1 protein-coding gene is annotated in these 8,249 nt (G+C 56.5%); it reads right to left on the bottom strand.

What is annotated here, in order from left to right; translation table 11 throughout:
- A partial coding sequence (locus NXT09_RS22275) for a non-ribosomal peptide synthetase (RefSeq protein ID WP_268581185.1) occupies positions 1–8,249 on the bottom strand: 8,249 nt, incomplete at both ends.

The following is an 8,249-nucleotide window of genomic DNA, read 5'->3' as shown; positions in this document are numbered from 1 at the left end:
CGCCTCATAGGAGAGGTGCTGGTCTTCAAAGAGGACGGCGATGGCCTCGGGCGAGCGGGCGGCCTGGTCTTCAAAGAGCTGATGGATGAGTGCATCCTGCGGGAAGTCGGCGTCGGTGGCATTGAAGTCGACCAGCAGTCTCTGGCGTTCTTCCGCAGGTAAAATCGATACGCTGAGGATAGGGCGCTGCGGATCGGATTCCAGAGCGTCAACCAGACCGCGCAGAGCCGTTTCCAGATACTGGGTGATACGGCTAGAGTCGATTTCTGGACTGGTTTGGGCAACCAGACGGAAATTTTTACCGAGATCGTCTACCGATACGGTTAACGGGTAGTTGGTGCGTTCCTCTACGGTCAACTGACGCATACCCTGCCAGACTCTGGTGGCTGTGTCGTTGTTAGCGGCACTGTGCTGACTATGACGGTAGTTGAATAACGCACTGAACAGCGGGAGCGGCGGCATGACGCCACTGCATCGTTGTGCCAGCGCCAGCGGCGTTTGTTCATGCTCCAGAAGCGAGATGAGTTCATCATAGGTTGAACGTACGACATCAATTGTGCTGCGGCCGTTAAGAGATATGCGCAGCGGCAGTGTGTTAATAAACATCCCCATGACCCTGTCTGCGCCATCCGTCCCCTGTAAACGTCCAAGCAGGACGGAACCAAACACCACATCATCACGATTGCTGATGTGTGCCAGCACCTGTGCCCAGGCCACATGGAACAGGACGCTGGGGCTGACGCCCAGTCGGTTTGCCCGGTGGCGTATTGCTTGTGCTAATGCAGGCTCAAGATACTGCATGGTTTCGTCCACATGCTCGCCAGCCGTTTTTATATCGATCAGACCAAAAGGCGCGGTTGGTGCCTCTACATCAGCCAACCGGGAGCGGAAATACGCTTCATGAGCGGACATCGGCACACTTAAAATCTGAGCGATAAAGTTACGGTAAGGCAGCGGCGTTGGCAGATCATCATCATGGCCCTGCAAGATTGTGCGTATCTCGTCAATCATCAGGGCGAGTGTGATGTGGTCACAGACCAGATGATGGAAGCCTAGCGCCAGCAGCCATTCCTGATTGGCCGCATCGTGAGCGATATCCGCGGTGAGTAGCGGTGCCTGACTCAGGTTGATACGGCGCGTATGCGAGCTGGTATGGGCGCGTAGCTGACCGAGCACATCATCGTCCGAGTCGATCTCCAACGTGTTTATCGGTAACTGTGCATGACGCCAGACCACCTGGACAGGCTGGCTAAGTCCCTGCCAGCAGACGGCGGTGTGCAGGATGTCATGACGTTCGATAACGCGTTGTAGCGCGCTGAGGAAAGTATCAAGACGTTCACGTTTATCAAAAGCAATCACGGTTTGCGAAAGGTAGGTATCTCCCTGTTCCTGAAGCAGATAATGGAACAAGATCCCTTCTTGCAGCGGCGCAAGCGGGTACATGTCCTGCACATTGGCCGCGCCGCCGGGAACGGTCGCGACAATCGCGTCGATATCACGCTGAGAAAGTGAAATCAGCGGCAGCAGTTCCGGTGTAATGGCCGTGCAGTCCGGTGAAATCAGGCCAGAAGGAACGACCAGAGGTTGTTTTGAGCGATTGGTTAGTATGGCCTGCGCCATATCGCAGAGCACAGGAGCGGAGAACACGCTACGAACGTCCAGTGTCTGGCCGATATTGCGTAACCGCTCAATCAGGCTGACTGCCATCAGGGAATGGCCACCAAGCTCGAAGAACTGGTCATGGCGACCAACGCGGTCCAGCCCCAGGAGATCTTGCCAGATCTGGGCCAATGCGGTTTCGAGTTCTCCCTGCGGTGCGACATAGCCGCGTGTTGCGACGGCAGATTGATCCGGCGCGGGTAACGCTTTGCGGTCAATCTTGCCGTTTGGCGTGAGTGGGAAGGCATCGAGCGTGACAAAGGCACTGGGGACCATGTACTCCGCCAACTGTTCGGACAACTGCTGACGCAGATCGGCGGGATTGAGATCGGTGCCAGGCTGAGAGCGAAGGTAGGCAACCAGACGCGTATCACCGGGGATGTCTTCGCGCGCGGCGACCACCGCTTCCTGCACGTTAGGAAGCTGCATGAGGCGTGCCTCAATCTCACCCAGTTCAATACGGAAGCCGCGTACCTTGACCTGGAAATCGTTACGACCCAGATAGTCGATATTACCGTCCGGCAGCCAGCGGCCGAGATCGCCGGTTTTATACATTCGGGCTTCTGGCTCATGTGAGAAGGGATCGGGAATAAAGCGTTCTGCCGTCAGATCTGGGCGATTCAGATAGCCCCGTGCCACGCCTGCGCCGCCGATGTGAATTTCCCCGGCGACGTTGAGCAGAGCGGGGCGTCCCTGCGGATCCAAAATATAGATCTGGCTATTGGCGATAGGGTGACCAATTGGCACGGTGAATCGTTCGTGGAACGTCTCGGACGACGCCACAGGGTAGACGGACGCCCACACGGCGGCTTCTGTGGGACCATATTCGTTATACAGTGCGGTTGACAGACCGAGCTGTTCAATCGCGGTGTGGATTTCCGGCGGGCAGCGTTCACCCGCCACAATCAGCGCTTGCAGAGAGGTCAGTTCCTCATTGTGGCTCATCTGCAAAAGGCTCAGTGCCAAAGACGGCACGCACAAAAGGCAGCAAATGCGGTGCTCATGAAGCATATGTAGAATGGCCGTCGGATCGACGGTTATCGCCTGTTCTGGCAGATACAGGCTTCCTCCGCGCGTGAGCGTGCCAAATACGCTGGCAAGCGCGCTGTCAAAGGCAATCGAGGACAGCAGCAATACCCGTTCGAACGTGGGGTAGGTTAACTGTCGAGCGTAAGTCGATGCCACAATGTTGCGGTGCTCAACCATGACGCCTTTGGGTTTCCCTGTTGAACCCGAGGTATAAATGATGTAGGCCAGATGGTGAGGCGTCAGCCCGAACGTCTGGGCCTCTGGATTACTCTCTGGGTAGGCGTCGAACAGGGAAGCGTTATCCAGAAGAATTGTCGGCAGATCGCAACGCAACGACTCAAGCAGCGATGAGTGTGTCAGGAGTGCGACCGGGGCAGAATCATCCAACATGTAAGCGAGACGTTCTGCCGGATAGGACGGATCAAGTGGCACATAGGCTGCGCCAGCCTTGAGAACACCCAATAGACTGACCACCATTTCCGGGCTGCGTTCGACGCAAATCGCGATGCGGTCATCCGGTTTTACGTCCAGAGAACGCAGATGATGGGCCAGTTGGTTGGCGCGGCGGTTGAGTTCCGCGTAGCTGAGCAACTGTTCTTCGAACGCGACAGCGATGGCATCTGGCGTCCGCGCAGCCTGTTGTTCGAAGAGCTGATGAAGCAGCTCGCGTGGGAGCTCGGCTTCGGTCGCGTTGAAGTCGACCAGCAGCGTTTTACGCTCCTCTTCCGGTAAGACTGATAAGCCAAGAATAGGCTGTAGCGGATCAATGGCTAACGCCTCAACGAGTCCACGTAACGCCGTCATCATATAATTCACGATGCGGGCGGGATCGATCTCGCTGACGGTCTGTGCCACCAGACTAAATCCTTCTCCCAGATCGTCTACGGACAGTGTGATTGGGTAGTTGGTCCGTTCTTCGGTCGCCAGAAGTTTTATACCGCTCCAGGCGCTGTTGTCATTTGCCCCTGTCTGGCTATGACGGTAATTAAGCAACGTACTGAACAACGGTAGAGGAGGCGTCACGCCGCTACAGCGCAGCGCCACGGAAAGCGGGGTTTGCTCATGTTCAAGCAGGGCGGTGAGATCGCGGTAGGTGGATTGAACGATATCCCGCACGCCGTGCTCGGCAAGTGAGAGGCGCAGCGGCAGCGTATTGATAAACATGCCCATGACCCGATCCGCGCCGGCCGACCCTTGGAGGCGACCCAGCAACACAGATCCGAAGACGACATCATCGCGACCGCTGGTTTGTGCCAGCACCTGCGCCCAGGCAACGTGGAACAGAACACCCGGGCTGATACCTAACTGGCGGCACTGCTTGCGGATTGCCATGGCGAGCGACGGGGCGAGTAGCTGGCTGGCTTTCACGACATTGTCTCCGTCGCCTTGTATATTCAGCAAGCCGAAGGGAGCGGTAGGTTCATCGATATCAGCCAAGCGGCTGCGGAAATAGTCCTCATGTGCTGACGTGGGGACGCTGAGATTTTGCGCAATAAAGTTACGATAGGGCAACGGTGTCGGTAGTACGTCGCCACGGTTCTGCAATAGCAGCCGCACTTCTTCAATGATTAGCGCCAGCGTCATGTGATCACCGATGAGGTGATGAAAGGTCAGTGCCAGTAGCCACTCATTCCGCTCAGCGTCGTGAACAATATCGGTGGCAAACAGCGGTGCCTGATTCAGGTTAAGCCGACGAACGCTGGGATCGGTGTATGCCTTTAACTGCGCCAGAACGTGCTCTGTTTGCGCAGGAATAAACGTATTCACGCTCAACGGTGCCTGACGCCAGACAACCTGTACGGGCTGATTTAATCCCTGCCAGTAGAGAGCGGTGCGCAGAATATCGTGGCGATCGATGACGCGCTGTAGCGCATCCAAAAAGTCATCGAGGCGTTCACGGGTATCGAAAGCGACAAGGTTAGTGAGTAGATAGGCATCGCCCTGCGCCTGCAACCGATGATGGAATAAAATGCCTTCCTGTAAGGGAGAGAGCGGATAGATATCCTGCACATTGGCCACGCCACCGTGTACGCTATCTACGATAGCGTCTATTTCATTCTGAGACAGTGTGACCAGCGGCAACAGGTCGGGCGTAATTTGTTTGCAATCGTTGGGGATGAGGTTAGCCGCAACGCTGCTGAGATTACTCTCCTGCTGTACCTGCATCGACTCCGCCATATCGGCGAGCGTTGGTGACGCAAAGACGCTACGCACATCAAGTCGGTAACCCAGATTACGCAATCGCTCAATCAGGTTAACCGCCATCAATGAATGGCCGCCGAGTTCGAAAAAGTGATCCCGGCGTCCGACATGCGTTAAGCCCAGCAGGTGTTGCCAAATGGACGACAGCACGGTTTCTTTTTCACCCACAGGTGCTTCGTAGGTACGGGTCACCACGGCCGTCTGATCGGGAACGGGTAACGCTTTGCGATCGAGTTTGCCATTCGGCGTGAGCGGAAAAGTATCAAGCGTGACAAAGGCACTGGGCACCATATATTCGGCTAAATGGTGAGCCAATTGCTGACGCAGCTCGGCTGGCACCAGCTCAACGCCGGGCTGCGCGATGAGATAAGCGACCAGACGAACCTCCCCCGGTTCATCCTCTCGGGCGATTGCGACAGCTTCTTTCACGCCTGTGCACTGAATAAGGCGTGCTTCAATTTCCCCCAGTTCGATACGGAAGCCGCGTACTTTCACCTGGAAGTCATTACGGCCCAGATAGTCGATATTACCATCCGGCAGCCAGCGACCCTGGTCGCCCGTTTTGTAGAGGCGGGCATCGGGATCATCGGTAAATGGATCGGCAATAAAATGCGCTTCCGTTAACGCTGGGCGGTTGAGGTAGCCGCGTGCGACGCCGATGCCGCCGATGTAAATTTCTCCGGTCGCACCGATGGGAACCAGTTTGCCTTGTGGATCCAAAATATAGATCCGTGTATTGGCAAGCGGGCGACCAATGCAAGGTTCTCTTTCATCCTGAATACTGCACGGATAAAGCGTGGCGCAGACGGTGGTTTCCGTCGGACCATAGGCGTTAAACATATGCCGTCCGGCTGCCCAGCGTTTGACTAAGGCAGGTGGGCAAATTTCACCGCCGACGACCAGCGTCTGTAATGTTTCCGGGAGTCCATCCAGTGCCGCCAATGCTGTCGGTGTTATCAGCATGTGCGTAATTGTATTGTCTTCCAGCGTCTGACGAAGTGCTGCCCCCGGCAGGATAGCCGCGCGTTCGGCAAGGTAGAGCGTCGCACCTGCTAGCAGCGTCATGCAGCATTCCTGCATACAGACATCAAAACTGAAAGAAGCCAACTGAATCACATGGCTGTCTGCTGCAATATGCAAAGCCTCTATCTGTCCGCTAAGCAGGTTACACATACTGCGATGCTCAACCATCACCCCTTTCGGCTTGCCGGTAGAACCGGAAGTATAAATAACATAGGCCAGATGGCGTGGCGTCAGGCCGAACGATCCTGGATCAGGGTTATGGTCTGGTGACTCGTCAGCGATTGCGGCTGGCAGATTATCGAGTTCGATCACAGGGAGATGGCTACCCAACTGGGTGACCAGCTCGGTTTGCGTCAGCAGGGCGACAGGTGCCGCGTCCTCCAGCATGTAAGTCAGACGGTCAACGGGGTAAGACGGATCTAACGGCACATAGGCTCCGCCGGCTTTGAGTACCGCCAGCATGCCGACAACCATCTCCAGACTGCGTTCAACGCAAATCGCGACCCGATCGTCCGGCTGTATGCCGAGTGAGAGCAGGTGATGGGCGAGGCGGTTGGCTCGACGGTTAAGTTCGTCGTAGCTCAATGATTGCGATTCAAATATCACGGCTGTGGCGTCAGGGGTGCGTTTAACCTGTGCTTCGAACTGCACGTGGGCCAGTGCAGAGTCAGGTCGTACGACATCAGTGGCGTTGAAATCGACCAGTAGTTTCTGGCGTTCATTTTCCGGCAGGACGGATAACGTCAGGACCGGGCGCTGTGGCTCGTTCTCCAATGCCTCAACCAGACCGTGGATCGCGGTGAGCAGATAGTGAGCGATTCGCGCAGGATCGATTTCTGTGCTGGTTTGTGCCAGGAAACTGAACCCGTCCCCGATATCATCCACCGAAAGCGTAAACGGATAGTTGGTACGTATATTTTCCGTCAGCACCCGAATGCCTTCCCAAGGGCGGGTATCTTTATTTATCTGCGTATGGCGATAGTTGAGGAGGGCGCTGAATAGCGGCATGGGTGGTGCCACGCCACTACAGCGTTGGGCTAGCGCAAGCGGTGTCTGCTCATGTGCCAACAGCGCTGTCAAATCGTGATAGGTTTCCTGTACCGCGTCCAACACGCTGCGTTCGGCAAGAGAAATCCGCAGCGGCAGCGTATTGATAAACATCCCCATGACCTGGTCGGCACCCGCAGAACCTTGCAAACGGCCTAACAGCACGGTGCCGAAGACGACATCGTCACGGCCGCTGGTCTGCGCCAGCACCTGCGCCCAGGCCACATGGAACAGCACGCCGGGGCTGATCCCTAAACGACGGGACTGCTGATATATCGCGCTGGATAATGGCGCGGGAAGCGGCATGCGGACTTCAGCGATATTTTCGCCTTCTCCCTGTATATCCAGTAAATCAAAAGGAATCGTCGGCGCGTCAATATCCGCCAGCCGTTCGCGGAAATAGGCCTCATGCTCCGTGTTCGGAACGCTTAATATTTGGGCGATAAAGTTACGGTACGGCAGCGGCGTTGGCAGGGCATCCTGCTGACCCTGCAACAACTGGCGGATTTCACCGACGATCAGCGTCAGCGTCATATGATCGCTAATCAGGTGGTGTAGCCCTAAGGCTAGCAGCCATTCATCCGTTGTCGGATCGTGAGCAATGTCGGCCGAGAGCAATGGTGCCTGATTCAGATTAAGACGGCGGGTGCGTGGGTCGGTCTGTTTCTTCAATTGAGCCGGAACGTCATCTGATGACGTCGGTTCAAAGGTGTTGATGGGCAAGACTGCCTGACGCCAGACCACCTGTACAGGCTGGCTTAGCCCCTGCCAGCACACGGCGGTACGCAGGATATCGTGGCGATCGATAACCTGCTGAAGCGCATCTAAAAAGGCATCAAGACGAGCGCGTTCCTGGAACGCCAGCAAGTGATACAGCAGGTAGGTGTCACCCTGCTCCTGAAAGCGATAGTGGAAGAGTATGCCTTCCTGCAGAGGCGAAAGTGGGTAGATATCCTGTACGTTGGCGGCGCCGCCGGCGACGGTAGCCACCACGGTATCGATCTCCGGCTGGGTGAGCGTCACCAGCGGCAGCAGGTCGGGCGTGACGGCGGTGCAGTCTGCCGGAATGCGGTTGGGCGGCACCACTACAGCCGGTTTATCCTGATGCGCCAGTATCGCCTGTGCCATTTCACTCAGCACCGGTGCGGAGAAAATGCTGCGCACGTCCAGCGTCAGGCCCACATTACGGAGTCGCTCAATCAGGCTGACGGCCATCAGCGAGTGACCGCCGAGCTCGAAAAAGTGGTCGTGGCGGCCGACGCGCGCCAGCCCCAGCAGTTCCTGCCAGA

Source organism: Pectobacterium jejuense, assembly GCF_026800125.1.
GTDB classification, from domain to species: Bacteria; Pseudomonadota; Gammaproteobacteria; order Enterobacterales; family Enterobacteriaceae; genus Pectobacterium; species Pectobacterium jejuense.
Note: the sequence above shows the minus strand (reverse complement) of the source record. Positions and strands in the feature narration are given on the sequence as shown.